The following is a 24,834-nucleotide window of genomic DNA, read 5'->3' as shown; positions in this document are numbered from 1 at the left end:
AGGTCCCAACGTAAATGAAACAGCCTCTCGCGTTGTTCCTGCTCGCGGTCGCCACCGCGGCCGTCGTTCCCGCCCATGCCCAGCTGCTGCCGCAGGCCCAGTCCAACCAGCCGCTGGACCGCATCGTGGCCGTGGTGGACGACGGCGTGATCCTGCAGAGCGAGCTCAATGACGCCGTGCGTTCGGTGCAGCAGCAGTACGCCAGCCAGCCTGGGCAATTGCCGCCGATGGACGTGCTGCAGCGCCAGGTGCTGGACCGCCTGGTCCTGATGAAGCTGCAGGTGCAGAAGGCCGACGACCAGGGCATCCGCGTCTCCGACGCCGACGTCGACCAGGCCGTGGGCGCCGTGGCCCAGCAGAACAAGATGTCGGCCGAGCAGCTGCGCGCCGCGGTGGAACAGGAAGGCTCCAGCTTCGCCGCGTTCCGCCAGCAGCTGCGCGAGCAGCTGATCGCCCAGCGCCTGCACGAGAGCGTGGTGCGCGACTCGGTCAACGTCACCGACAGCGAGATCAACAACCTGCTGGCCAGCCCGACCTACAAGGCCGGCGAGATCCATCTGGCGCACATCCAGATCAGCGTGCCGTCCGGCGGCGACGCCGCGGCGATCCAGACCGCGCAGAAGAAGGCCGAGGACGCCATCAACGCCATCCACGGCGGCATGGATTTCAACGCCGCGGCGATCCGCTATTCCGACGCCCAGGACGCGCTCGAGGGCGGCGACCTCGGCTGGCGCCGCATGGACGAAGTGCCGCCGGCCTTCGCCGACGCGGTCGGCGGCATGAAGGTGGGCGACGTCAGCTCGGCCATGCGCGGCCCGACCGGCTTCCACATCATCAAGCTGATCGCGCAGCGCGCGCCCAGCCGCCAGGTGGTGCCGGAATTCCACGCCCGCCAGATCCTGATCAAGCCCAGCGAGATCGTGACGCCGGAGCAGGCCCGCCAGAAGGCTGAAGATCTCTACAGCCGCATCGTCAACAAGCACGAGGACTTCGCCAAGCTGGCCAAGGACGAGTCCAAGGACAACACCACCGCCAACAACGGCGGCGACATGGGCTGGTTCCCGCAGCAGGCCTGGGGCTCGGTGATCGGCCAGCAGATCAACGACCTGAAGGACAACGAAGTGTCCAAGCCGTTCCAGAGCGAAGCCGGCTGGCACATCCTGCAGCGCCTGGGCGTGCGCCAGAGCGACCTGACCGACCAGATCGCGCGCGACCAGGCCCGCCAGGCCATCGGCAACCGCAAGGCCGAGCAGGCCTACGAGGACTTCCTGCGCGAGATGCGCTCCAGCGCCTACGTCAACATCCTGGTGCCGGAACTGCGCGAGCCCGAGCCGGGCAAGTCGTCCTGAGGGATGCCTTGAACGCGGTCGCGCTACCCCGGCTCGCCGTCACCGCTGGCGAACCGGCGGGCGTCGGCCCCGAACTGCTGATCCGATTGGCCGCCACTCCGCTGGCGGCCAATTTCATTGCGGTCGCCGACCGCGGCCTGCTCGAACGCGCCGCCGCACGCTGCGGCACCGCGATCGAACTGATCGACGACGATGGCGCTCCGCTCGCCGCGCGTGCGGCCGGGACGCTGCGCGTGCGGCACATCCCGCTCGCCGCCGAAGAACAGCCCGGCCGGCCGGATCCGCGCAACGCCGCCCACGTGCTCACCACCCTGGCCGAAGCCGCCGACGGCTGCATGAGCGGCCGCTACGACGCCGTGGTCACCGCGCCGCTGCAGAAGTCGTCCATGAATGATGGTCTTGGCATCCGCTTCAGCGGGCACACCGAATTCTTCGCCGAGCGCAGCCGCAGCGACGTGGTGATGATGCTGGCCAGCCCGGAACTGCGCGTGGCCCTGGCCACCACGCACCTGCCGCTGGCCGCGGTACCGGCGGCGATCACCGCCGACGGCCTCACCCGCACGCTGCGCATCGTGCATGCCGAGCTGCGCGACAAGTTCGGCTTCGCCGCGCCGCGCATCGCCGTGCTGGGGCTCAATCCGCACGCCGGCGAAAGCGGGCACCTGGGGCGCGAGGAGATCGACACCATCGTGCCGGTGCTGGAGGCGCTGCGCGCCGAAGGCCTGCACCTGCTCGGTCCGCTGCCCGCCGACACCGCCTTCGTGCCAGCGCAGCGCGCCGGCTACGACGCGGTGCTGGCGATGTACCACGACCAGGCCCTGCCGGTGCTCAAGAGCGAGGCCTTCGACCGCACCGTCAACCTCACGCTCGGCCTGCCCTTCATCCGCACCTCGGTGGACCACGGCACGGCGCTGGACCTGGCCGGCAGCGGCCGCGCCGATCCTTCCAGCCTGATCGCCGCGGCCCGCATGGCGCTCGAGCTGTCCGCGCGCCGTGCTACGCGCGGCTGAGCCCGTTTCCCGGAATGTCATGAACGCCCGTCCCAAGAAAAGCTTCGGCCAACACTTCCTCCACGAGAAGCGCTACATCGAGCGCATCGTCAGCTCGATTTCGCCCAAGCCCGAGGACGTCGTGGTGGAAATCGGCCCCGGCGAAGGCGCGCTCACCCTGCCCCTGCTCGCCGCGGCCGGCAAGCTCACCGCGATCGAACTGGATACCGACCTGATCCCCGACCTGCAGGCGCGCGCCGCCGCGGTGGGCGAGCTGCGCATCGTCCACTCGGACGTGCTGAAGGTGGATTTCACCGCGCTGGCGCGCGAGCTCGGCGCCGAACGGCTGCGCATCGCCGGCAACCTGCCCTACTACATTTCCAGCCCGATCCTGTTCCACTGCGTGGACCACGCCGCGGCGATCCGCGACATGCACTTCATGCTGCAGAAGGAAGTGGTCGACCGCATGGCGGCCGAGCCCGGCAGCAAGGTGTATGGACGTCTATCCGTGATGCTGCAGCTGGCCTGCCGGGTCGAGCCGCTGTTCACCGTGCCGCCCGGCGCGTTCCGTCCGCCGCCGAAGGTGGACTCGGCCGTGGTGCGCCTGCTGCCGCTGCCGGCGGAGCAGCGCCACGACGCCGATCCGGAGCGCGTGCACGCGATCGTCAAGGCGGCCTTCGCGCAGCGGCGCAAGACCCTGGGCAATGCGCTGCGCCAGCTGATGGACGCCGCGGCGATCGAAGCGGCGGGCATCGACCCCAAGGCGCGCGCCGAAACCCTGGCGCCGCTGGATTTCGTCCGCCTCGCCAAGGTGCCAACCCAGGCGTGACAGCACCGGCGAGCATGGCCCGGCGGGCATGCCCGGTTCAGGCGTGCGCGGTCAGGCTTGCTCCATGCGTGTCGGCAAGCCTTACAATCCCGCCATGAACGAGAAAGCTTCCTACACGATCGACGTGCAGGTCGAAACACGCTTCGTCCCCGATCAATCCAAGCCCGGCGACAACCGCTACGTCTTCGCCTACACCGTCACGCTGCACAATGCGGGCGACGTGCCCGCGCGCCTGATCGCCCGCCACTGGGTGATCACCGACGCCAACGGCAAGGTGGAAGAGGTGCGCGGCGAGGGCGTGGTCGGCGAGCAGCCGTGGATGCGTCCCGGCGACGACTACGAGTACACCTCCGGCGCCGTGCTGGAAACGGCGGTGGGCATCATGCAGGGCAGCTACCAGATGCTGGCCGACGACGGCACGCATTTCGAAGCCCCGATCGCGCCCTTCACGCTCTCCATTCCGCGTACGCTGCACTGATGGCTACGTATGCGATCGGCGACGTGCAGGGCTGCCTCCCCGAACTGCAACGCCTGCTGGACAAGCTGCGCTTCGACCCGGCCAGCGACCGCCTGTGGTTCTGCGGCGACCTGGTCAACCGCGGCGGGCAGTCGCTGGAAACCCTGCGCCTGATCCATGGCCTGCGCGAGCAGGTCGTGCTTACGCTCGGCAACCACGACCTCAGCCTGCTGGCCATCGCGCAGCGCCGGCCCGAGGCGCAGTCCAAGGTCAATCCCGAGCTGCGCGAAGTGCTGTTCGCGGACGACGCGCCGGTGCTGTTCGAATGGATGCGCTCGCAGAAGCTCATGCACCACGACGAGGCGCTGGGCTGGACCATGGTCCATGCCGGGCTGGCGCCGATCTGGACGCTGCGGCAGGCGCTGCGCTCGGCGCAGGAAGTGGAGCGCGAGCTGTCGAGCCCACGCCACGGGCGCATCCTGAAGAACCTGTTCGGCAACCGCCCGGCAGCATGGTCGAGCCGGCTGCAGGGCATCGAGCGCATGCGTGCCTCGATCAACACCTTCACCCGCATGCGCTACTGCGACATCCAGGGGCGCATCGATTTCGAGAGCAAGGACGTGCCGGGCACGCAGAAGCCCGGCATGTATCCGTGGTTCGAAGTGCCCGGCATGAAGCGCCGCGAGACGCGCATCGTATGCGGCCACTGGTCGGCGCTGGGCCGCTTCGCGGGCCTGGGCATCTACGCCATCGATACCGGTTGCGTGTGGGGCGGCAAGCTCACCGCGCTGCGGCTGGACAGCGAGGAGCCGCAGTACATCACGGTGGACGCCGAACCGCATCGCAAGCGGATGCCGGGCGAGGACTGAGCCGGACGCATCGCAAGAAAAAGGCGGCCACTGGCCGCCTTTTTCGTACCCGTCCCGCCGAGCCTCAGCTCAGCTGGCCATGGCAATGCTTGAACTTCTTGCCCGAGCCGCAGGGGCAAGGGTCGTTGCGACCGACCTTCGGACCCTCGTTGCCCGCGGCCGCCGCGCTGAGGCTGCCCGCAGCCACCGCTTCCGGATCAGCGCCGAGCGCCCCGACAGGCGCACCGCCACCGCTGGCATGCATCTGCTTGGCCAGGCGCTCGGCCATGCGCTGCTGCTCGGCTTCCATCGCGGCGACTTCTTCTTCGCTGCGGATGCGGATGCGCGCCAGCATCTGGATCACTTCGACCTTGATGCGGTCGAGCATGCTGGAAAACAGTTCGAACGACTCGCGCTTGAACTCCTGCTTCGGCTGCTTCTGCGCATAGCCGCGCAGGTAGATGCCCTGGCGCAGGTAATCCATGCTGGCCAGGTGCTCCTTCCAGGCGTTGTCCAGCACGCTGAGCATGATGTGCTTCTCGAGCTGGCGCATGGTGTCGGCGCCGATCTGCTGTTCCTTGGACTTGAACAGGTTCTCGACCGCCTCGCGCACATGCTCGAGGATCATGCCGGCGTCGACTTCGTGCTGCTTCTCGACCCAGTGCTTCACGTCGACCGACAGGCCGAATTCGCTTTCCAGTTCGCGGTCCAGCGCCGGCAGGTCCCACTGGTCGTCGATGCTGTCGTGCGGCACGTAGCGGCGCACCACGCCGGTGACCACGTCGTCGCGGATGTCGGCGACGGTGTCGGCGATGCTGTCGGTTTCCAGCAGTTCGTCGCGCTGCGCGTAGATCACCTTGCGCTGGTCGTTGGCGACGTCGTCGAACTCCAGCAGGTGCTTGCGGATGTCGAAGTTGTGCTGCTCGACCTTGCGCTGCGCCTTCTCGATCTGGCGGCTGACCATGCGGTCTTCCAGCGCCTCATTTTCCTTCATGCCGAACATGCGCATCCAGCGGCCGACCCAGTCGCCGGCGAAGATGCGCAGGAGGTTGTCCTCCAGCGACAGGTAGAAGCGCGAGGAGCCCGGGTCGCCCTGACGGCCCGAACGGCCGCGCAGCTGGTTGTCGATGCGGCGGGATTCGTGGCGCTCGGTGCCGACGATGTGCAGGCCGCCGGCTTCCAGCACCTGCTCGTGCTTCTTCTTCCACTCGCTCTTGATCTTGGCGCGATCGGCGTCGGTGGCGGTTTCCGGCAGCGCGGCCACGGCCGCCTCCAGGCTGCCGCCCAGCACGATGTCGGTGCCGCGGCCGGCCATGTTGGTGGCGATCGTCACCGAGCCCGGCGCGCCGGCCTGGGCCACGATGTGCGCCTCGCGCTCATGCTGCTTGGCGTTGAGCACCTCGTGCGGGATCTTGGCCTTGTTGAGCAGCTTGGACAGCAGCTCCGACACCTCGATCGAGGTGGTGCCGACCAGCACCGGCTGGCGGCGCTTGTGGCAGTCGACGATGTCCTCGATCACGGCGTCGTACTTGGCCTGCTGGCCGAGGAAGACCATGTCCGGGTTGTCCTTGCGGATCATCGGCTTGTGGGTGGGAATGACCACCACTTCCAGGCCGTAGATCTGCTGGAACTCGTACGCTTCGGTGTCCGCCGTGCCGGTCATGCCGGCCAGCTTCTTGTACATGCGGAACAGGTTCTGGAAGGTGATGGTCGCCAGCGTCTGGTTCTCGCGCTGGATCGGCACGCCTTCCTTCGCTTCCACCGCCTGGTGCAGGCCGTCCGACCAGCGGCGGCCCACCAGCGTGCGGCCGGTGAATTCGTCGACGATCACCACCTCGCCGTCGCGGACGATGTAGTCCACGTCGCGGTGATAGATGGCGTTCGCGCGCAGCGCCGCATTGAGGTGATGCACCACGGCCAGGTTCTTGGAGTCGTACAGGCCGGTCTCGCCGTCGATCACGCCGGCGGCCTGCAGCAGCTCCTCGGCGTGCGACATGCCCTCTTCGGACAGGTGCACCTGCTTCTGCTTCTCGTCGACCCAGTAATCGCCGGCGGCGTCTTCCTTCTCCTGGCGGATCATCTTCGGCACGATCTTGTTCACCGCGATGTAGAGCTGCGGGGAATCCTCGGCCGGGCCGGAAATGATCAGCGGGGTACGGGCCTCGTCGATCAGGATCGAGTCCACTTCGTCGACGATGGCGTAGTTCAGGCCGCGCTGGTAGCGCTGCTCCTTGCTCGACGCCATGTTGTCGCGCAGGTAGTCGAAGCCGAACTCGTTGTTGGTGCCGTAGGTGATGTCCGCGGCGTAGGCCTCGCCCTTGTCGGCGTGGTTCATCCCCGGCCACACCACGCCCACCGACAGGCCGAGGAAGTTGTACAGCTTGCCCATCTGGGCCGAGTCGCGGCGGGCCAGGTAGTCGTTCACCGTGACCACATGCACGCCCTTGCCTTCCAGCGCATTGAGGTACACCGGCAGGGTGCCGACCAGGGTCTTGCCCTCGCCCGTGCGCATTTCGGCGATGCGGCCCGAATGCAGCACCATGCCGCCGATCATCTGCACGTCGTAGTGGCGCATGCCGAGCACGCGCTTGGCGCCTTCGCGCACCACGGCGAAGGCCTCGGGCAGCAGCTTGTCCAGCGACTCGCCAGCGGCGATGCGCTGCTTGAACTCGTCGGTCTTCGCGCGCAGCGCGGCGTCGCTCAACTTTTCGAACTCGGGCTCGAGCGCGTTGATGCGGGCGACAGACTTGGAAAGCTGTCGCAGCACGCGTTCGTTGCGGCTACCGAAAAGGCTGGTCAGGGCGCGATTGAGCATCGATCTTCCGGATCTGCAGGAGGCGTAGACGCCCGCCGCAAGCGGGAGGGCGGGACGAAAGGATTGATGATACTAGGGTCGCCGGACGATCCCAAACGAAAGCGGCTCAAACGAAACCCGGGCCGGATTTTCCCCAGCCGGCGGCCCGTCGTGGCCGCAACCTCTTGCGGCAAACCCCGTCATCCTTCCCGGTGGCTTGTGTGGCGGCTCCGTGGGGGCGTTTCAAGAGGCCGTGGCCTCGAGCATCCCGGAGCGCCGCCGTCGGCGACGGCGGCTTCGACGCGGCGCGTCAGCGGTGATTGCGCACGTAGGCGAGCGGATTGACCACGTTGCCCTTGTACCAGACCTCGAAATGCACGTGCGAACCGGTGGAGCGCCCGGTCGAACCGGCCTTGGCGATCACGTCGCCGACATGCACGCGCTGCCCGGGGCGGACCACCAGCGTGCTGTTGTGGGCGTAGCGGGTCATGTAGCCGTTGCCGTGGTCGATCTCGATCACGTCGCCGTAGCCGCTGCGGATACCGGCGAAGGTGACCATGCCTTCGGCCACCGCACGCACCGGTGTGCCGGTCGGCGTGGAGATGTCCAGGCCCGTGTGGTACGCGGCGTGGCCGCTGAACGGATCGGGGCGGCCGCCGAAATACGAGGAGATATAGCCGTCGACCGGCATGCCGGTGGGCTTGAGATTCGATTCGATCTTGGCATCGAGCAGCAGGCTCTGCAGGGCGGAGAGCTGCGCCTGCTGGCTGTCGAAACGGCTGGCCAGCTGGTCGATGCCGGTGTCCAGCGCCTGCGGAAGCGCGTAGGCGCTGTCGTTGGCGTCCTCGACGCCGCCGACCGCGGGCTGTTCGTCGAAGTTGAATTCGTTGCTGTCGAGCTTGCCCATCTGCGCCAGGCGTTCGCCCAGGGCGTTCAGGCGGGTCGACTGGGCCTGCAGCTGGCCGAGCTTGGCGGCGAGCGCGTCGATGTCGCGCTGCGCGTCCTTGCGGACGTCGACCAGCTGGCCATTCTGCTTGGCCACCTGCTGGTGCAGCTGGGTGATCTCGGCCAGGGCGCGATCACGCGGACTGGCGACGGCCAAGGCCACGGTGGCGCCGACACCGGCGAGCGCCAGCACCGCTGCGAGAGCCGTTGCGGCCAGCCGATAGCGCAAGCGCCGGTCGGCCAGATCGAAGGTTTTCGGCACCCGCTTGGTGCGTGAGACGAGTATGATTTGCATGTTTTTCCACGTCGAAGATGTCGGCACCCATGCAGCGCGACGTTCCCAACGCTCCCCGCCGCACCGGCTCAGGACCGAAACCCCTCACCGAATGTGGCCCTTTCGCTAAGCTGGCCCGCAAGGCCAGTGAGCTGGAGGCGTTGGATCGTGCGCTGCGCCAGACGCTGCCGTCACCAATCCGCGAGCAGGTGAGATTCGCCAACCTGCGCGACGGCCGTCTTGTATTCCTGGCTCCTTCGCCGGCGGTGGCATCGAGGCTTCGTCTTATGCAGACGCAAATCCTCGCTGCCGCGCATGCCATTGGCGTGCGCGCCGGATACCTCACCGTGAAAGTGGCCCCCCTTCCGCCGGCCGAAACCGTGCCGGATCGGACAAAACCGCTTTCGCCCGCCGCCGCAGACCATCTAAAGGCCGCAGCGATCTCGCTAACAGACACCGAATTGCAGCGTCTGTTCCTCGAGCTGGCGTCCATCGCCGAAACTTCTGATTCCCGGAAACCGGGGGGCTGAGTCCGACTCGCCGCCCCTGTTCAGACAAGTCATCCTGCTATCGCCAGCGGCCAGTTCGCCCGCATGCCCGATCGGCAGTGGCGGGTTTATAGCATGGCTCCACGGTCACGGAAGACGTTGACATCCCGAATACGTGAGTCGTGCCAGGACCAAGGGGCGAGGTATATCACAAAACAAACGGCCGCGTCCCTGAAGACGCGGCCGTTCAGTTTGTTCAGCTTCGCCCGGAGGCGAGTGCTTCAGATCGCCTGGGCGGGATGCGCGTAGGAGATCGGAGCGGTCGCCGGGTCGTCCTGGTAGCTGACTTCTTCCCACGCGGTGGCGTCGGCCATCAGCGTGCGCAGCAGCTTGTTGTTGAGCTCATGGCCGGACTTGTGCGCGTAGTAGGCGCCGATCAGGCTGTGGCCCAGCAGGTACAGGTCGCCGATGGCGTCCAGAATCTTGTGCTTGACGAATTCGTCCTCGTAGCGGAGGCCGTCTTCGTTGAGCACGCGGTAGTCGTCCAGCACCACGGCGTTGTCCATCGAGCCGCCGAGTGCGAGGTTGTGTTCGCGCAGCATCTCGATGTCGCGCATGAAGCCGAAGGTGCGCGCGCGACTCACTTCCTTCACGAACGAAGTGGTGGAGAAATCGATCTCCGCCTTGGAGGTGCGCTTGCTGATGATCGGGTGGTTGAACTCGATCGAGAAGCCGACCTTGAAGCCTTCGAAAGGCTCGAAGCTGGCCCACTTGTCGCCGTCCTGCACCTTGATCGGCTTCTTGATGCGGATGAAGCGCTTGGCGACGTTCTGCTCTTCGATGCCGGCCGACTGCAGCAGGAACACGAAGGGACCGGCGCTGCCGTCCATGATCGGCACTTCCGGCGCCGACAGGTCGACGTAAGCGTTGTCGATACCGAGGCCGGCCATCGCCGAGAGCAGATGTTCCACGGTGGAAACGCGCACGTCGCCGTTGACCAGGGTGGTCGACAGGCGCGTATCGCCGACATTGTCCGGACGCGCGGCGATGTCGACCGGCGGATTGAGATCCGTGCGGCGGAACACGATGCCGGTGTTAGGCGCGGCGGGGCGGAGCGTCATGTAGACCTTGTCGCCGGTATGCAGACCGACGCCGGTGGCCCGGATGATGTTCTTGAGCGTACGCTGCTTGATCATTTTTTTGGTACCTACTAAGGGGCAGCAGCCAACAGGAGACGGATGCTAACACAGTCTTAACCACTGAAAAAGCAAACCAGCCCGTACAGTCTGTTCACGCTTTCATGCCTTTTTCATCCTTGTGAAAAGCCAAGGGTGCGCGAGACAGCGAAATACCTCAATTCCGTCAACCAGTTAGGATCGACACAACGCCCCGCACCGGGACGGGAGTCCGGTGGCGGGGCGTCGGACCGGGCCGAGGCGGAAACGCTCCGGTCAAGTCGTGCGTCATCCCGGACGCACAGTCTTGTCATGTTCCTCCAGGAGCACGCAGACCGGCGTCAGCACACTCCCCCGCCAGGGGCGGGAGAACGCACAAGCGGCAAACTTTGCAGCAGCCGCAAGGCACGTAATGTGACTGACAAGTCAATCTGACGTTTGTTCACTCCTTTTTGAACATTTTTTTCTCAAATGGCCTCTCAATCGGCCTGGCGGCGCAGGAAGGCCGGAATGTCCAGGTAATCGAAGCTCGGATCCGCGCCCTTGGCCGGCGCGGCGTCGCCACGGCTGGCCACCACGTCGGGCTGGGCGTAATCCACCACTTCGTTGCCGGTGCCGGTGCGCAGCACGACCGGGCGCGGCCGCTGGCGCATCTCCACCTGCTGGGTCACCTGCGAGCGCTGCGGCTGGCGCACGGCCGCGGCGCGGTTCAGGCCGGTGGCCACCACGGTGACGCGGACGTCGTCCTGCATTTCCGGATCGAGCGAGGTGCCGATCACCACGGTCGCGTCTTCGCTGGCGAAGTCGTGGATCACGCGGCCGATCTCGTCGAACTCGCGCATGGTCAGGTTCGGACCGGCGGTGACGTTGACCAGGATGCCGCAGGCGCCGTTGAGGTTGACGTCTTCCAGCAGCGGGTTGTTGATGGCGGCCTCGGCGGCGGCCTGCGCGCGGTCGTCGCCGCGGGCGGTGCCCGAGCCCATCATCGCCATGCCCATCTCGGACATCACGGTGCGCACGTCGGCGAAGTCGACGTTGATCAGGCCGGGGGCCGTGATCAGGTCGGCGATGCCCTGCACCGCGCCCAGCAGCACGTCGTTGGCGGCCTTGAAGGCGTTCAACAGGGTGACCTCGCGGCCGAGCACCGACAGCAGCTTCTCGTTCGGCACGGTGATCAGCGAGTCGACGTGCTGGGACAGGTCCTCGATGCCCTTCATCGCCACCTGCATGCGGCGGCGGCCTTCGAAGGGGAACGGCTTGGTGACCACGGCCACGGTCAGGATGCCCTTTTCCTTGGCCAGCTGCGCCACCACGGGAGCCGCGCCGGTGCCGGTGCCGCCGCCCATGCCGGCGGTGATGAAGACCATGTCCGCGCCTTCGAGCATTTCCTCGATGCGCTCGCGGTCTTCCAGGGCGGCCTGGCGGCCGACTTCGGGGTTGGCGCCTGCGCCCAGGCCCTTGGTGACATTGGCGCCGAGCTGCAGGTGGGTGCGCGAACCGCAGCTCTTCATCGCCTGCGAATCGGTGTTCGCCACGACGAATTCCACGCCCTCGATGTTGGCGCCCAGCATGTGAGCCACGGCATTGCCGCCGCCACCGCCGACGCCAATGACCTTGATGACTGCGTTAGGTGCGAGTTTTTCGACCAGTTCAAACATTTCCCGTCCTCCGTAGAGCTTTCGTTGTCGTTGTAACCCGCGGGTTCCGCTCCTTGCGGTCCCTCAGGTGGTGGGCGACTTCCCGTCGCCCGTGGCTGCGCCTCCTGCGCCGCCAGAACTCCAAACTCAGAAATTCTTCGCCAGCCAGCCGCGCAGGCGCTCGACCAGCCCGCCCACGCTGCCGCCGGTGGAACCGCCCGCGCGCATGCCGCCGGCACGCGCGCCGTGCAGCAGCAGGCCGACGCCGGTGGAATGCATCGGGTTGGACACCACTTCGCCCAGGCCGCTGACGTGCTGCGGCACGCCGATGCGCACCATCTTGTGGAAGATCTCCTCGGCCAGCTCCAGCGCGCCTTCCATGCGGGAAGCGCCGCCGGTAAGCACCACGCCGGCCGCGACCAGGCTCTCGTAGCCGGAGCGGCGCAGCTCGTCCTGCACCATCTCGAAGATTTCCTCGTAGCGCGCCTGCACGCTCTGCGCGAGCGACTGGCGGGCCAGCCGGCGCGGCGGGCGGTCGCCCACGCTGGGCACCTGGATGGTTTCCTCGGCGTGCGCCAGCTGGGCCAGCGCGCAGGCGTACTTGATCTTGATCTCCTCGGCATGCGCGGTCGGCGTGTGCACGCCGTAGGCGATGTCGTTGGTGACCTGGTCGCCGCCGACCGGCAGCGACTTGGTGTAGCGGATCGAGCCCTGCGTATAGATGGCGATGTCGGTGGTGCCGGCGCCGATGTCGACCAGGCACACGCCCAGCTCGCGCTCGTCGTCGGTCAGCACCGACTTGGCGCTGGCCACCGAGGACGGCACCAGCTCGTCCACGGTCAGGCCGCAGCGCTGGATGCACTTGCTGATGTTCTGCACCGCCGCGGCCGCGCCGGTGACCAGGTGCACGCTCGCCTCCAGGCGCACGCCGCTCATGCCCACCGGCGAGCGGATGCCGTCCTGGCCGTCGATGCGGTACTCCTGCGACTCCTTATAGAGAACCTTGCGGTCGGCCGGGATCGCCACCGCGCTGGCCGCCTCGAGCACCTGTTCCAGGTCGCCGGGGGTCACTTCGCGGTCGCGGATGGCGGCGGTGCCGTGCGAGTTCTTGGTTTCCAGGTGGCTGCCGGAGATCGAGGCGTAGACCGAGCGGATATCGCAGCCGGCCATCAGCTCGGCCTCTTCCACCGCGCGCTGGATCGAGTGCACGGTCGATTCGATGTCCACCACCGAGCCGCGCTTGAGCCCGCGCGACACATGCGTGCCGATGCCGATCACTTCGATCGGCTCGCCCGGCTCGTACTCGCCCACGATCGCCACCACCTTGGAGGTGCCGATGTCGAGGCCGACGACCAGTTGCTTGTCGTTGCGGGTTTTCATGTGCTGGGCGTGCCTTTGGTGGTGACGGCGGCCGGTACTTGCGTCTGCGGCCAGCGCACGGCGAATCCGTTGGTATAGCGAAGATCGGCATAGGCGAAACCGTCCGGGCGGTTCGCCATCAATTGGGGGTAGACGTCGAGGAAGCGGCGCAGCCGGCGGCCGGCCTGGTCGCGGTCGCCGAGCACGATCTGCGCGCCGTTCGAGGTGGTGAGGCTCCAGCTGCCGCGCTCGGTGAGCGACACGCCGCTGATCTTCAGATGCATGCTGCCGAACGCGCGCTGCGTCTCGGCGTAGAAGCTGACCACCTCGGCCAGGCGCGCGTCCGGACCGCGCAGCTCGGGCAGGTTGTCGAAGCCGTCGGCGCCGGGCGCGTCGAACACCAGGCCCTGGCGGCTGATCAGCTGCTTGTCGTTCCAGCGCGCGAAGGGCTGGCGTTCGTAGATGCGCAGAATCAGGGTGTCCGGCCAGCGCTTGCGCGCCTCGACCGATTCCACCCACGGCAGCGCGGCCACGGCCTTCTGCACCGCGTCCAGGTCCAGCGCGAAGAAGCCCTTGCCCAGGCGCGGCAGCACGGTGGCGCGGATGGCGTCCGCGCTGACGTGCTTGAACTCGGCCTGCACCGTCAGCTGGGTCACCGGCCAGCGATTGGCCGCGAACCATCCGCGCAGCACGCCGACGATCGGCAGCGCCACGAGCGCGATGGCCAGACACCAGGCAACGAGGCGAATGGCTCCCCTCACACGTCCTCCCGGAAACTCGTTTCGAGCACGCGCCAGCACAGCGTCTGGTAGTCGATGCCGACCACCTTGGCCGCCTTGGGCACCAGCGAGTGCGACGTCATGCCGGGGGCGGTGTTCACCTCCAGCAGCCAGTTGCGGCCATCGCGGTCGCGCATCACGTCGACGCGGCCCCAGCCGCCGCAGGCCAGCGCGTCGAACGCGCGCAGCGCCAGTTCCTGCATCTCGCGCTCGGCCGCGCCTTCCAGGCCGGGGCAGATGTACTGGGTGTCCTCGGCGATGTACTTGGCGTTGTAGTCGTAGTACTCGCCCTTGGGCACGATCTTGATGGTGGGCAGCACCTCGCGGCCGAGGATGCCGACGGTGAATTCGCCGCCTTCGATCAGCGTTTCCATCAGCAGGTCGCCCGGATAGCGCTGCGCCAGTTCCACCGCGGCATCCAGGTCCTGCTCGTCGAACACGCGGGTGACGCCCACGCTGGAACCTTCCCAGGCCGGCTTCACGATCAGCGGGAAGCCGATCTCGCGCGCCGCGGCGTGCACGTCCGCGCCGCGCGGCAGCGCCTTGAAGCGCGGCGTCGGCAAGCCCAGCGCCTGCCACACCAGCTTGGCGCGGATCTTGTCCAGCGACAGCGCGGAGCCGAGCACGCCGGAACCCGTGAACGGAATGCGCAGCGACTGCAGCGCGCCCTGCAGCTCGCCGTTCTCGCCGCCGCCGCCGTGCAGGATGTTGAACACGCGCGCGAAGTGGCCGGCACGCACCGCATCGAGCAGCGCGGGGATGCCGTCGATCGCCTCGGCATCGACGCCGCGCGCACGCAGTGCCTTCAGCACGCCGTCGCCGGAATTGAGCGAGACCTCGCGCTCGGCCGAGCTGCCGCCCATCACCACGGCGACGCGACCGAACTGGGCGGGGTCAGTGATCTTCTTGGGCGCGCTCACTTCTTGCTCCTCAGGTTGCCGGCCGTAGCCAGCTCCACCGCCGCCGCGCCGATATCGCCGGCGCCGAGCAGCAGCAACAGGTCGCCGTCGCGCAGCAGCGCCGGCAGGGTCTCTTTCAGCTCGCGCGGATGCTCGACCAGCACCGGATCGACCTTGCCGCGCGCGCGCACGGCGCGGGCCAGCGCGCGGCCGTCGGCGCCGGCGATCGGCGCCTCGCCGGCCGGATACACGTCGGTGAGCACCAGCACGTCGACGTCGCTCAGCACGTTGGCGAAGTCATCGAGCAGATCGCGCGTGCGGCTGTAGCGATGCGGCTGGAACGCCGCGACCAGGCGGCGCTCCGGCCAGCCGCCGCGCACGGCGGCGAACACCGCGGCCAGCTCGCGCGGATGGTGGCCGTAGTCGTCGACCAGCAGCGCCGTGCCTTTGTCGAGCGCGATCTCGCCGCGGCGATGGAAGCGGCGGCCGACGCCCTCGAACTGCTGCAGCGCGCGGGCGATCGATTCGGCTTCCACGCCCAGCTGCCAGCCGATGGTGGCGGCGGCCAGCGCGTTGAGCACGTTGTGGCGGCCGGGCAGATTGAGCTTGACGTGCAGTGCTTCGTTACGGCCGGGCAGCCACAGGTCGAAGTGCATCTCGAAGCCATGCTGCGTCATGTTGCTGGCGCGCACGTCGGCGTCGGCCGAGTCGATGCCATAGGTCATCACGCGGCGCGGGGTGCTCTTGGCCAACGCGGCCACTTCCGGATCGTCCACGCACAGCACGGCCAGCCCGTAGAACGGCAGGCGATGCAGGAAGTCGGCGAAGGCCTTCTTCACCAGCGCGAAGTCGCCCTGGTAGTTCTCCAGGTGGTCGGCATCGATATTGGTGACCGCGGCCACCACCGGCGACAGCATCAGGAACGAGCCGTCCGACTCGTCGGCTTCCGCCACGATGTACTGGCCGGTGCCCAGGCGCGCATTCGCGCCGGCCGCGTTGAGCTGGCCACCGATCACGAAGGTCGGGTCGTAGTTGGCCTCGGCCAGCACGCTGGCGGTGAGGCTGGTGGTGGTGGTCTTGCCATGCGTGCCGGCGATGGCGATGCCGCGGCGGAAGCGCATCAGCTCGCCCAGCATCTCCGCGCGCGGCACCACCGGGATGCGCGCGGCGCGGGCGGCGACCAGCTCGGGGTTGTCCTGGCGGATCGCGCTGGAGGTGACCACCACGTCGGCGTCGCCGATGTGTTCGGCGGCATGGCCGACGTGCACCACGATGCCCAGCGCGGCGAGGCGCTGCGCGGTCGACGAGTTCGACTTGTCGGAACCGGACACCGCATAGCCGAGGTTGTGCAGCACCTCGGCGATGCCGCTCATGCCCACGCCGCCGATGCCGATGAAATGCACGCGGCGGAACGTGGTCATCAGGTCTTCGTGGGCCAGCAGGCGGCGCGGCGTCATGCGCGCACCTCCAGGCAGGCGCGGGCGATCGCCGCGGCCGCGTCGGGCTTGGCCAGGGTGCGCGCGGCCACGGCCATGGCCAGCGTGCGCGCGCGCTCGTTCAACAGCGCATCCAGGCGCCGGGCAAACTGCTGTACGTCCAAATCTCGTTCCTGTACGACTTCGGCCGCGCCGGCGGCCACCAGGGCCTCGGCATTGCGGGTCTGGTGGTCATCCACCGCATGAGGGAAAGGCACGAGCACCGCGCCGAGACCGGCGGCGGTGAGCTCGGCCACGGTCAGGGCGCCGGCCCGGCACACGGCCAGGTCGGCCCAGGCATAGGCGCCGGCCATGTCTTCGATGAAGGACACGATCTGCGCATCGACGCCGGCTTGCGCATAGGCAGCGCGCGCTTCGTCGAGACCGCGGTTGCCGCACTGGTGCAGCACTTCCGGCCGGCGCTCGAGCGGCAACTGCGCCAGCGCCTGCGGCAAGGCGAGATTCAGCGCGCGTGCGCCGAGGCTGCCGCCCAGCACCAGCAGGCGCGGCTTGCCTGTGCGCCCGGCCATGCGCAGGTCGGGCGCCGGCAGCGCGGCGATGGTCGCGCGCACCGGATTGCCGACCCACTCGCCGCCCGGCAGCACATCGCTGAAGCCGACCAGCACGCGCGCGGCGTGTGCCGCCAGCTTGCGGTTGGTGAAACCGGCCACGCCATTCTGTTCGTGCACCAGCAGCGGCTTGCGCAGCAGCCACGCGGCGATGCCGCCGGGGCCGGCCACGTAGCCGCCCATCGACAGCACGCTGCGCGGCTTCACCGCACCCACCACGCGCAGCGAGGCGAGCAGCGCGCGCGCCAGCATCAGCGGCGCCAGCAGGCGCGTCCTCAGGCCCTTGCCGCGCAGGCCGCCGACCGGCACCGTGCGCAGCGGCACGCCGTGCGCCGGCACCACCTTGGTTTCCATGCCGCCGTCCGCGCCCAGCCACACCACCGGCACGCCCTGCGCGCGCAGCGTCTCGGCCACGGCCAGGCCGGGGAAGATGTGGCCGCCGGTGCCGCCGGCCATGATCAGCACGGGTGCGTTGCTCGCGCTCATGCGCTCACCGCCTCGCGCGCCGTCGCGGCGGCCGCGTTCGCATCGGCCACCGCCAGCGCCGGCATGCGCGTCGCCATCTGGCGCGCGTCGATCGCGCGGTTGATCTCATAGGTGGCGCGCAGCAGCACGCCGGCCATGGCGCAGGTCAGCACCATCGACGAACCGCCGTAGCTGATCAGCGGCAGGGTCAGGCCCTTGGTCGGCAGCGCGCCGAGGTTCACGCCGATCGAGACCATGGTCTGCAGGCCGATCATCAGCGAAACGCCGAAGGCCACGTAGCCGGCGAAGCGCTGGCCCAGCTCCACGCCCTTCAGGCCCAGGTACAGGCCGCGCCCGACGGTCAGCGCGAACAGGCTCATCACGCCGAGGATGCCGGCCAGGCCGAGCTCCTCGGAGATCACCGCGAAAATGAAGTCGGTATGCGCTTCCGGCAGGTACGACAGCTTCAGCACGCTCGAACCCAGGCCCACGCCGGTCCACTCGCCGCGGCCGATCGCCATCAGCGACTGGGTCAGCTGGAAGCCGTCGTTGAACGGATCCTTCCACGGATCCATGAACGAGGTCAGGCGCTTCATGCGGTAGCTTTCGCTGGTCGCCGCGATCGCCAGCAGCGGCATCAGCGGCAGGCCCATGCCGAACAGGAAGATCGGCCGCGCACCGCCCAGCCATACCATCGCGATGGTCACCGAGATCACCAGCATCGCCGAGCCGAAGTCCGGCTGCAGCAGCAGCAGCACGACCATCAGGCCGGCCACCATGATCGGCTTGAGCAGACCCAGGAAGCGTGTCTCCACGCCCTCGCGGTGACGCACCAGATAGCTGGCGATGTACACCACCAAGATCAGCTTCACCGCTTCGACCGGCTGGAAGCTGGTGACGATCAGGTTGAGCCAGCGCCGCGCGCCGTTGAGGCGCATGCCCAGGAACGGCAGGAACACCGCCAGCAGCAGGATGAAGGCCAGCAGCAACAGCAGGAAGCTGTTCTTCTCCAGCACCTTCAGCTCGGTGCGCATGGCCACGCCGGCCAGCACCATGCCCAGCCCCAGGAACATCAGGTGCTTCTTGAGGAAATAGAACGCGCCCAGGTGCTGGCTGTCCGCCACCGCGATCGAGCTGGAGGTGATCATCACCAGCCCGACGCAGGCCAGGCCGACGAGCGCGACCAGCAGCGGCAGGTCGAACCTGCCCTGCGGTCCCTGTCGGCGTCTGGCCTGGGTGGCGTCAAACATTTCGCTGCTCCGCAGCGGGAAAATAGGGAATAGGGAATAGGGAATCGGAAACAGCACGCACGACCACACGCGGTGCTCGCACCTGCGCGCTCTTCCTATTCTCTATTCCCAATTCCCTATTCCCGGCTCTCATCACCGCACCTTCAACGTGGCAAGGCCGATCAGCACCAGCACGACGCTGATGATCCAGAAGCGCACGATCACCCGCGGCTCGGGCCAGCCCTTCAATTCAAAATGATGGTGGATCGGCGCCATGCGGAAGATGCGCTTGCCGGTGAGCTTGAAGCTCGCCACCTGCAGCATCACCGACACGGTTTCCATCACGAACACGCCGCCCATGATCAGCAGCACGATCTCCTGGCGCACGATCACCGCGATCGCGGCCAGCGCCGCGCCGATCGCCAGCGCGCCGACGTCGCCCATGAATACCTGGGCGGGATAAGTGTTGAACCACAGGAAGCCCAGGCCCGCGCCCGACAGCGCGCCGCAGATGATGGCCAGCTCGCCCGCGCCGGGAATCGAGGGGATCCCCAGGTATTCGGAGAACACGCGGTTGCCGGCGAGGTAGGCGAACACACCGAGCGCGCCGGATACCAGCACGGTGGGCATGATCGCCAGGCCGTCCAATCCGTCGGTGAGGTTCACCGCATTGGAGAAGCCCACGATCATGAAATAGGTCAGCACCACGAAGAACAGGCCCAGCGGCACCGCCACCTGCTTGAACAGCGGCACGAACAGCGCGGTCTCGGCCACTTCCTTGATGCACACCGGCGCAGCCGCCGGCTCGATGCTCAGGCGGGTATCCAGCGCGGTCGCGGTGGTCTCCACGTGCTGCACCACCGCCGGCACCGGGCGCGCGCAGGGCGCCGGCGTGGTCGGCGCGGTGAAGTACAGGAACAGCGCGGCGATCAGGCCGAACACCGACTGCCAGAAATACTTCCAGCGCGAGGCCAGGCCGCGGCTGTCCTTCAGCACCAGCTTCTTGTAGTCGTCGTAGAAGCCGATCACGCCGAAGCTGAGCAGCACCGCCAGCACCACCCACACGTAGCGGTTGTGCAGATCGGCCCACAGCAAGGTGGCGATGGCTACCGCCAGCAGGATCATCACGCCGCCCATGGTCGGCGTGCCGGCCTTGGACAGATGCGTCTGCGGGCCGTCCTTGCGCACCACCTGCCCCGCCTTCAGCTCGGCCAGCTTGCGGATCAGGCCGGGGCCGAACAGCAGCGACATCGCCAGCGCGGTGAGCGAGGCCATGATGGTGCGGAAGGTGATGTACTGGAACAGATGCAGCGCCGTGAAGTGGCGGGCCATCCAGTCTGCGAGTTCAAGCAGCATCGGATGCGCCCTCCTTCGATGAGTTGTTGCGGAGCGCGGCCACGACCTGTTCCATGCCCGCCGAACGCGAGCCCTTGACCAGGCAGGTGACGCCGCCGTGCAGGTGTTGCTTGAGCGACGCGACCAGCGCGGCCCGGTCGGGAAAGTGCTCGCCGTTGGTGCCGAACGCGGCCACGGTGGCGGCGCCGAGCGGACCGACCGCGAACAGCCGCTCGATGCCGCGCTCGCGTGCCCGCGCGCCGATGCCCGCATGCAGGGCCTTGGCGTCAGGGCCCAGTTCGGCCATGTCGCCCAGCACCAGCCAGCGTTCGCCCGCGGCCAGGGCCAGCGTGTCGATAGCGGCGCCGACCGAACCGGGGTTGGCGTTGTAGCTGTCGTCGATCAGGGTCCAGTCGCCGGGCATGCGCTCCAGCTTCAGGCGGCCGGCGACGCCGGGCACCTGCTCCAGTCCTTCGACGATGGTGGCCAGCGGCACTTCGAGCGCCAGCGCGAGCGATGCCGCGGCCAGCGCGTTGGCGATGTTGTGGCGGCCGGCCAGCGGCAGCTTCACCTCGGCGTCGCCGACCGGCGTGGCGAGCACGAAGCGCGAACCGTCGACGCGCTGCTCCAGGATTTCCGCCACCACCTCGGCCGGGTGATCCAGGCCGAAGCACAACTGGCGGCGGCCATTGGCCAGGCCCTCGAAGAACTTGGCGAAGGCGTCGTCGGCATTGATCACCGCCACGCCGTCGGCGGGCAGCGACTGGTACAGCGCGCCCTTGGTCTCGGCCACGCCTTCCACGCTGCCCATGCGCTCCAGGTGCGCCGGCGCCACCGTGTTGACGATGCCGATGTCCGGCCGCGCGATGGCGGCGAGATAGGCGATGTCGCCGGGCTTGCCCGCGCCCATTTCCAGCACGGCGTACTCGGTGTCCTGCGGCATCGCCAGCAGGGTCAGCGGCAGGCCCAGCTCGTTGTTGTAGTTGCCGGCGTTGACGTGGGTGCGGCCATGGCGCGACAGGATCGAGGCGACCAGGGTCTTCACCGTGGTCTTGCCGTTGGAACCGGTGATGCCGACCACGCGCACATTGCTCTGCGCGCGCACCGCGCTGGCCAGGTCGCCCAGCGCCAGCTGCGTGTCATTGACCACGACTTGTGCGATCGGCGCATCGACGCGGCGCTCGACCAGCGCTGCCACGGCGCCGGCGGCAGCGGCCTGCGCCAGGAAGTCGTGGCCGTCCGCGTGCTCGCCCTTGATCGCGACGAACAGGTCGCCGGGACGGATCTTGCGGGTATCGATGCCCACGCCCAGGACTTCCACGTCGGCACCGTGCAGGTGCCCGCGGGTCCACAGGGCGATGGCGGACAGGCGCATCATGCGTGCAGCTCCAATGCAGCACGAGCGACTGCAAGATCGTCGAACGGGCGCTTGCCGTGCGCGCCCTCCTGGTAGGTTTCGTGGCCTTTGCCGGCGATCAGCACCACGTCGCCGGGCTTGGCCAGGTGCAGGGCCTCGGTGATGGCCAGTGCGCGGTTGCGCTGCACGTGTGCCCGCTCCGGGTGCATGAGGCCCGCCACGATCTGCGCCACGATGGCATCGCCGTCTTCGCCGCGCGGGTTGTCGTCGGTGATGATCGCGATATCGGCCAGCCGCTCGGCGATCGCACCCATCAGCGGACGCTTGCCGGCATCGCGCTCGCCGCCGCAGCCGAATACGCAGATCAAGCGGCCTTCGCAATGCGCACGCACCGCGTGCAGCGACTGCTCCAGCGCGTCCGGCGTGTGCGCGTAGTCGACCACCACCAGCGGCTGGCCATGGTGGCCGCCGAGCCGGCTCATGCGGCCGTTGACCGGATGCAGCGCGGAGACCGCCTCGACGATGCGCTCGAACGATTCGCCCAGTGCGCCCAGCACCGCTACCACGGCGAGCAGGTTGTCGACGTTGAAGCGGCCGATCAGGTGGGTCTGCACGGGGCGCGAACCCCATGGCGTATGCAGCTCGAAACGCAGGCCTTCGGCCGAGGTGAGGATGTTGCTTGCGCGGATGTCCGAGGCGAGATCTCCGGCCGCGCTCACGCGCAGCTTGCGCACGTGTCCGGGCGTGCGGTGCAGCAGTTCGCGTCCGAACGCGTCGTCCACGTTGATCGCCGCATGGGTCAGCGTCGGCCAGGCGAACAGCTTGGCCTTGGCGTCGCCGTAGGCCTCCATGCTGCCGTGGTAATCCAGGTGATCGCGCGTGAGGTTGGTGAACACCGCCGTGCCGAACGCCACCGCGCCGACGCGGCCCTGCTCCAGCGCATGCGAGGACACCTCCATCGCCACGTGCGTCGCGCCCTGCGTGCGGAACGAGGCGAGCAGCTCCTGCACGTGGATGGCGTCGGGCGTGGTGCGTTCGCCTTCCTCGACCTGGCCATGCAGGCCGGCGCCGAGCGTGCCGATGGTGGCCGGGCTGTGGCCCAGGTGATGCAGCGCCTGCGCGATCAGCTGCACGGTGGAGGTCTTGCCGTTGGTGCCGGTGACGCCCACTACCTGCAGCGCCTGCGACGGACGGCCGTAGTAGCGCGCGGCGATCTCGCCGACCTGCGTGTGCAGGCGGTCGATCCAGATCACCGGCACGCCGAGCGTCGTCGCCGAAGTTGCCGGCGCTTCGGCCAGCACCACGCGCGCGCCCTGCGCGACCGCGCCGGCGGCGAATTCGATGCCGTGGCCGCGCGTGCCACGCAGCGCGAAGAACGCGTCGCCCGCGCGCACACGGCGCGAGTCGAGCGCCAGTCCCGAAACGACGATATCGCCGGCACCTTGGGCGTCGGCGATACCGTGGAGCAGCTGGTCCAGGCGCTGGTTCATGGGGTCGCTCCCTCGACCGGGGCGTCCTCGACCACCGGCGCGTCCGGCGGCTTGCTGCCGACCAGTCCGTTATTGCCCTGCAACGGACCGCCGACATACCAGCGGCCGATATTGTCCGGCGGCACGTCGAGCAGGCGCAGCGCGCCGTCCATCACCTTGGCGAACACCGGCGCGGACACCAGGCCGCCGTAGTAGCTGCCCTTCTTCGGATCGTCGATCACCACCACCGCGGCCATGCGCGGATTGCTGGCCGGCACGATGCCGGCGAAGGCGGCGCTGTAGTTGTTCTTCAGATAGGAGCCGCCGCTGGCCTTGTGCGCGGTGCCGGTCTTGCCCGCCACCGCGTAGTTGGCAATCCACGCATACGGCGCGGCGGTGCCGCCGGGCTGGGTAGTGGATTCGAGCATCGTGACCAGCTTGCGCGCGATTTCCGGCGCGATGATCTGCTTGCTGTCGCCGGCCGCGCCCTTGACGAACGACGGCTCGTGCATCAGGCCGCCGTCGCCGATGGTGGCGTAGACATTGGCCAGCTGCAGGGCGGTGACGTTGAGGCCGTAGCCGTAGGCCATGATGGCCTTTTCCAGCGGACGCCAGTCGCGGCCCACCTTCAGGTAACCGGAAGCCTCGCCGGGAAAGCCGCTGTTGGTGCTGCTGCCGAGGCCGAAGGCGCGGTAGGTGTCGTAGAGCAGGCTGGTGTCCAGCGTCATCGCGATCTTGGCTGCGCCGATGTTGCTGGACTTCTGGATCACGCCGGTGGGCGACAGCATGCCGTAGGCATGCGTGTCGCGGATGTCATGGGTCATGTAATAGAAGTGACCGTTGCCGGTGTCGACCAGCGGGCCGTTCGGCGTGTATTTGCCGCTGGACAGGGCCGCGGCCATGACCACCGGCTTGATGGTGGAACCCGGTTCCACCACGTCGGTCATCGAACGGTTGCGCCGCTGCGACGGCGTGCTGCTGCGCAGGGCGTTGGGGTTGTAGGTGGGCAGGTTGACCATCGCCAGCACCTCGCCGGTGGTGACGTCGATGATCACCATCGAGCCGGAATCGGCCTGCGACTGCTCCAGCGTGTTCTTCAGCTCGTTGTAGGCGAGGAACTGGATGCGGCGGTCGATGCTCAGCGTGAGGTTGCGGCCCGGCTGCGGCGCGCGCACCTGCTCCACGTCCTCCACGATGTGGCCCATGCGGTCGCGGATCACGCGCTTGGCGCCCGGCTTGCCGGCCAGCCAGTCGTCGAAGGCCAGTTCCAGGCCTTCCTGGCCGTGATCGTCGATATTGGTGAAGCCCAGGATGTGCGAGGTGACTTCGCCCGACGGGTAGTAGCGGCGGTATTCGCGCTGGCCGTTGACGCCGGGAATGCCCAGATCCAGCACGGCCTGCGCCGCGTCCGGGCGCATCTGGCGGCGCAGGTAGACGAACTCGCGCTCGGAGCGCTGCATCAGGTACTGCTTGAGCTCACCCGTGTCCATGCCGATCGCCTTGGCCAGCTGCGGCAGGCGGTCTTCGCTTTCCAGCACTTCGGACGGATTGGCCCAGATCGACATCACCGGCGTCGACACCGCCAGCGGCTCGCCGTTGCGATCGAAGATGGTGCCGCGCGAGACCGCGATCGGCACCTCGCGCAGGAAGCGCGCATCGCCCTGGCTCTGGTAGAACTCCTTGCGCACCACCTGCAGGTCGAACGCGCGCGCGACCAGGCCCAGCGAAGCCAGCGACAGCACCGCCACCACCACGATCATGCGGCGGCGGGGACTGGGACCATGCTGGCGGCGGCGGGCGGTGGGCTGGGTCGGGAAGCGGGGGCGCATGTTCATCGACGCACCAGCTGGATGTCTTGCGGCTTGGGATTGAGCATGCCGAGCTTCTGGCGCGCCTCGCTGTCGACGCGGCGCGGCTCGGCCCAGGTGGCCTGCTCCAGTTCCAGCTTGCCGTATTCGATGTTGAGGTCATCGCGCTGGTTCTGCAGGCGGCTGAGCTCGACGAACAGCACGCGGCTCTGGTGGCGCGTCCACACCACGCCGACCGCGCTGGCCAGCGTGGCGCCGAGCAGGAGCAGCAGGAAGATGGTGCCGATCACCTTCATCCGCCGCCC

General features: G+C 68.1%; 21 protein-coding genes. 6 read left to right on the top strand and 15 right to left on the bottom strand.

The genetic code is table 11. From position 1 onward, the window contains the following. Window positions 1-14 precede the first annotated feature (14 nt). The 5 genes from BM172_RS15315 (at window position 15) to BM172_RS15295 (ending at window position 4,493) form a co-directional block, all read left to right on the top strand. Complete coding sequence (locus BM172_RS15315; RefSeq protein WP_026633708.1) at window positions 15-1,349, top strand: peptidylprolyl isomerase; 1,335 nt, start codon at window positions 15-17, stop codon at window positions 1,347-1,349. A gap of 8 nt (window positions 1,350-1,357) precedes the next feature. Then, window positions 1,358-2,359, top strand: a complete 1,002-nt coding sequence (pdxA, locus tag BM172_RS15310) for a 4-hydroxythreonine-4-phosphate dehydrogenase PdxA (RefSeq protein WP_035322392.1) — start codon at window positions 1,358-1,360, stop codon at window positions 2,357-2,359. Window positions 2,360-2,378: 19 nt separating this feature from the next. After that, entirely contained in the window at window positions 2,379-3,167 is a 789-nt protein-coding gene (gene rsmA / locus BM172_RS15305; protein ID WP_026633710.1) for a 16S rRNA (adenine(1518)-N(6)/adenine(1519)-N(6))-dimethyltransferase RsmA, read from the top strand. Window positions 3,168-3,261: 94 nt separating this feature from the next. Next, the gene (gene apaG / locus BM172_RS15300; RefSeq protein ID WP_026633711.1) at window positions 3,262-3,645 is read left to right on the top strand and encodes a Co2+/Mg2+ efflux protein ApaG; all 384 of its coding nucleotides are present in this window, start codon (window positions 3,262-3,264) and stop codon (window positions 3,643-3,645) included. Beyond that, window positions 3,645-4,493: a symmetrical bis(5'-nucleosyl)-tetraphosphatase gene (locus BM172_RS15295; protein ID WP_026633712.1), complete on the top strand. Its 849-nt coding sequence runs from the start codon at window positions 3,645-3,647 to the stop codon at window positions 4,491-4,493. The genes apaG and BM172_RS15295 overlap by 1 nt, the downstream gene beginning before the upstream one ends. Window positions 4,494-4,557: 64 nt before the next feature. Here the strand turns inward: BM172_RS15295 and secA are convergent, their stop codons facing one another. Further along, window positions 4,558-7,287, bottom strand: a complete 2,730-nt coding sequence (gene secA, locus BM172_RS15290) for a preprotein translocase subunit SecA (protein ID WP_026633713.1) — start codon at window positions 7,285-7,287, stop codon at window positions 4,558-4,560. A 289-nt stretch (window positions 7,288-7,576) separates the two neighbouring features. Further along, entirely contained in the window at window positions 7,577-8,506 is a 930-nt protein-coding gene (locus tag BM172_RS15285) for a M23 family metallopeptidase (protein ID WP_026633714.1), read from the bottom strand. A gap of 29 nt (window positions 8,507-8,535) precedes the next feature. On the opposite strand from BM172_RS15285, the gene BM172_RS15280 reads away from it, so the two are divergent. Continuing rightward, the gene (locus BM172_RS15280) at window positions 8,536-9,015 is read left to right on the top strand and encodes a DciA family protein (protein WP_026633715.1); all 480 of its coding nucleotides are present in this window, start codon (window positions 8,536-8,538) and stop codon (window positions 9,013-9,015) included. A gap of 239 nt (window positions 9,016-9,254) precedes the next feature. Here BM172_RS15280 and lpxC read toward each other — a convergent pair whose 3' ends face one another. From lpxC to ftsL, 13 genes are all read right to left on the bottom strand, one after another. Then, window positions 9,255-10,169 (bottom strand): UDP-3-O-acyl-N-acetylglucosamine deacetylase, encoded by a 915-nt coding sequence (gene lpxC, locus BM172_RS15275; protein WP_026633716.1) that lies wholly within the window; start codon window positions 10,167-10,169, stop codon window positions 9,255-9,257. Window positions 10,170-10,627: 458 nt separating this feature from the next. Then, a complete protein-coding gene (gene ftsZ, locus BM172_RS15270; RefSeq protein WP_026633717.1) occupies window positions 10,628-11,806 on the bottom strand; it encodes a cell division protein FtsZ in 1,179 nt (392 codons plus the stop codon). A 126-nt stretch (window positions 11,807-11,932) separates the two neighbouring features. Next, entirely contained in the window at window positions 11,933-13,165 is a 1,233-nt protein-coding gene (gene ftsA / locus BM172_RS15265; RefSeq protein ID WP_026633718.1) for a cell division protein FtsA, read from the bottom strand. Continuing rightward, entirely contained in the window at window positions 13,162-13,905 is a 744-nt protein-coding gene (locus tag BM172_RS15260; RefSeq protein ID WP_026633719.1) for a cell division protein FtsQ/DivIB, read from the bottom strand. The genes ftsA and BM172_RS15260 overlap by 4 nt, the downstream gene beginning before the upstream one ends. Continuing rightward, window positions 13,902-14,843 carry a D-alanine--D-alanine ligase gene (locus BM172_RS15255; protein WP_026633720.1) on the bottom strand — a complete coding sequence of 314 codons (942 nt, stop codon included), beginning with the start codon at window positions 14,841-14,843 and terminating at the stop codon, window positions 13,902-13,904. Before BM172_RS15255 ends, BM172_RS15260 begins: the two co-directional genes overlap by 4 nt. Next, entirely contained in the window at window positions 14,840-16,279 is a 1,440-nt protein-coding gene (gene murC / locus BM172_RS15250; RefSeq protein ID WP_026633721.1) for a UDP-N-acetylmuramate--L-alanine ligase, read from the bottom strand. Before murC ends, BM172_RS15255 begins: the two co-directional genes overlap by 4 nt. Beyond that, the gene (murG, locus tag BM172_RS15245) at window positions 16,276-17,352 is read right to left on the bottom strand and encodes an undecaprenyldiphospho-muramoylpentapeptide beta-N-acetylglucosaminyltransferase (RefSeq protein ID WP_026633722.1); all 1,077 of its coding nucleotides are present in this window, start codon (window positions 17,350-17,352) and stop codon (window positions 16,276-16,278) included. The genes murC and murG overlap by 4 nt, the downstream gene beginning before the upstream one ends. Next, a complete protein-coding gene (ftsW, locus tag BM172_RS15240; protein WP_026633723.1) occupies window positions 17,349-18,581 on the bottom strand; it encodes a putative lipid II flippase FtsW in 1,233 nt (410 codons plus the stop codon). Before ftsW ends, murG begins: the two co-directional genes overlap by 4 nt. A gap of 132 nt (window positions 18,582-18,713) precedes the next feature. Further along, a complete protein-coding gene (gene mraY, locus BM172_RS15235) occupies window positions 18,714-19,916 on the bottom strand; it encodes a phospho-N-acetylmuramoyl-pentapeptide-transferase (protein WP_026633724.1) in 1,203 nt (400 codons plus the stop codon). Next, the gene (locus BM172_RS15230; RefSeq protein WP_026633725.1) at window positions 19,906-21,273 is read right to left on the bottom strand and encodes a UDP-N-acetylmuramoyl-tripeptide--D-alanyl-D-alanine ligase; all 1,368 of its coding nucleotides are present in this window, start codon (window positions 21,271-21,273) and stop codon (window positions 19,906-19,908) included. Before BM172_RS15230 ends, mraY begins: the two co-directional genes overlap by 11 nt. Then, the gene (locus BM172_RS15225) at window positions 21,270-22,742 is read right to left on the bottom strand and encodes a UDP-N-acetylmuramoyl-L-alanyl-D-glutamate--2,6-diaminopimelate ligase (RefSeq protein WP_026633726.1); all 1,473 of its coding nucleotides are present in this window, start codon (window positions 22,740-22,742) and stop codon (window positions 21,270-21,272) included. The genes BM172_RS15230 and BM172_RS15225 overlap by 4 nt, the downstream gene beginning before the upstream one ends. Beyond that, window positions 22,739-24,556 carry a peptidoglycan D,D-transpeptidase FtsI family protein gene (locus BM172_RS15220; protein ID WP_026633727.1) on the bottom strand — a complete coding sequence of 606 codons (1,818 nt, stop codon included), beginning with the start codon at window positions 24,554-24,556 and terminating at the stop codon, window positions 22,739-22,741. The genes BM172_RS15225 and BM172_RS15220 overlap by 4 nt, the downstream gene beginning before the upstream one ends. Continuing rightward, entirely contained in the window at window positions 24,553-24,816 is a 264-nt protein-coding gene (gene ftsL / locus BM172_RS15215) for a cell division protein FtsL (RefSeq protein WP_177218826.1), read from the bottom strand. The genes BM172_RS15220 and ftsL overlap by 4 nt, the downstream gene beginning before the upstream one ends. Window positions 24,817-24,834 lie beyond the last annotated feature (18 nt).

Source organism: Dyella marensis (genome assembly GCF_900112865.1).
GTDB lineage: Bacteria > Pseudomonadota > Gammaproteobacteria > Xanthomonadales > Rhodanobacteraceae > Dyella_D > Dyella_D marensis_A.
Note: the sequence above shows the minus strand (reverse complement) of the source record. Positions and strands in the feature narration are given on the sequence as shown.

Bases quoted from the DNA above. Each gene is read 5' to 3' on its own strand.
- BM172_RS15315 (WP_026633708.1), top strand. From the start codon at position 15: ATGAAACAGCCTCTCGCGTTGTTCCTGCTCGCGGTCGCCACCGCGGCC.
- rsmA (WP_026633710.1), top strand. From the start codon at position 2,379: ATGAACGCCCGTCCCAAGAAAAGCTTCGGCCAACACTTCCTCCACGAG.
- apaG (WP_026633711.1), top strand. From the start codon at position 3,262: ATGAACGAGAAAGCTTCCTACACGATCGACGTGCAGGTCGAAACACGC.
- BM172_RS15295 (WP_026633712.1), top strand. From the start codon at position 3,645: ATGGCTACGTATGCGATCGGCGACGTGCAGGGCTGCCTCCCCGAACTG.
- secA (WP_026633713.1), bottom strand. From the start codon at position 7,287: ATGCTCAATCGCGCCCTGACCAGCCTTTTCGGTAGCCGCAACGAACGC.
- BM172_RS15285 (WP_026633714.1), bottom strand. From the start codon at position 8,506: ATGCAAATCATACTCGTCTCACGCACCAAGCGGGTGCCGAAAACCTTC.
- BM172_RS15280 (WP_026633715.1), top strand. From the start codon at position 8,536: ATGCAGCGCGACGTTCCCAACGCTCCCCGCCGCACCGGCTCAGGACCG.
- lpxC (WP_026633716.1), bottom strand. From the start codon at position 10,169: ATGATCAAGCAGCGTACGCTCAAGAACATCATCCGGGCCACCGGCGTC.
- ftsZ (WP_026633717.1), bottom strand. From the start codon at position 11,806: ATGTTTGAACTGGTCGAAAAACTCGCACCTAACGCAGTCATCAAGGTC.
- ftsA (WP_026633718.1), bottom strand. From the start codon at position 13,165: ATGAAAACCCGCAACGACAAGCAACTGGTCGTCGGCCTCGACATCGGC.
- murC (WP_026633721.1), bottom strand. From the start codon at position 16,279: ATGACGCCGCGCCGCCTGCTGGCCCACGAAGACCTGATGACCACGTTC.
- murG (WP_026633722.1), bottom strand. From the start codon at position 17,352: ATGAGCGCGAGCAACGCACCCGTGCTGATCATGGCCGGCGGCACCGGC.
- ftsW (WP_026633723.1), bottom strand. From the start codon at position 18,581: ATGTTTGACGCCACCCAGGCCAGACGCCGACAGGGACCGCAGGGCAGG.
- mraY (WP_026633724.1), bottom strand. From the start codon at position 19,916: ATGCTGCTTGAACTCGCAGACTGGATGGCCCGCCACTTCACGGCGCTG.
- BM172_RS15230 (WP_026633725.1), bottom strand. From the start codon at position 21,273: ATGATGCGCCTGTCCGCCATCGCCCTGTGGACCCGCGGGCACCTGCAC.
- BM172_RS15225 (WP_026633726.1), bottom strand. From the start codon at position 22,742: ATGAACCAGCGCCTGGACCAGCTGCTCCACGGTATCGCCGACGCCCAA.
- BM172_RS15220 (WP_026633727.1), bottom strand. From the start codon at position 24,556: ATGAACATGCGCCCCCGCTTCCCGACCCAGCCCACCGCCCGCCGCCGC.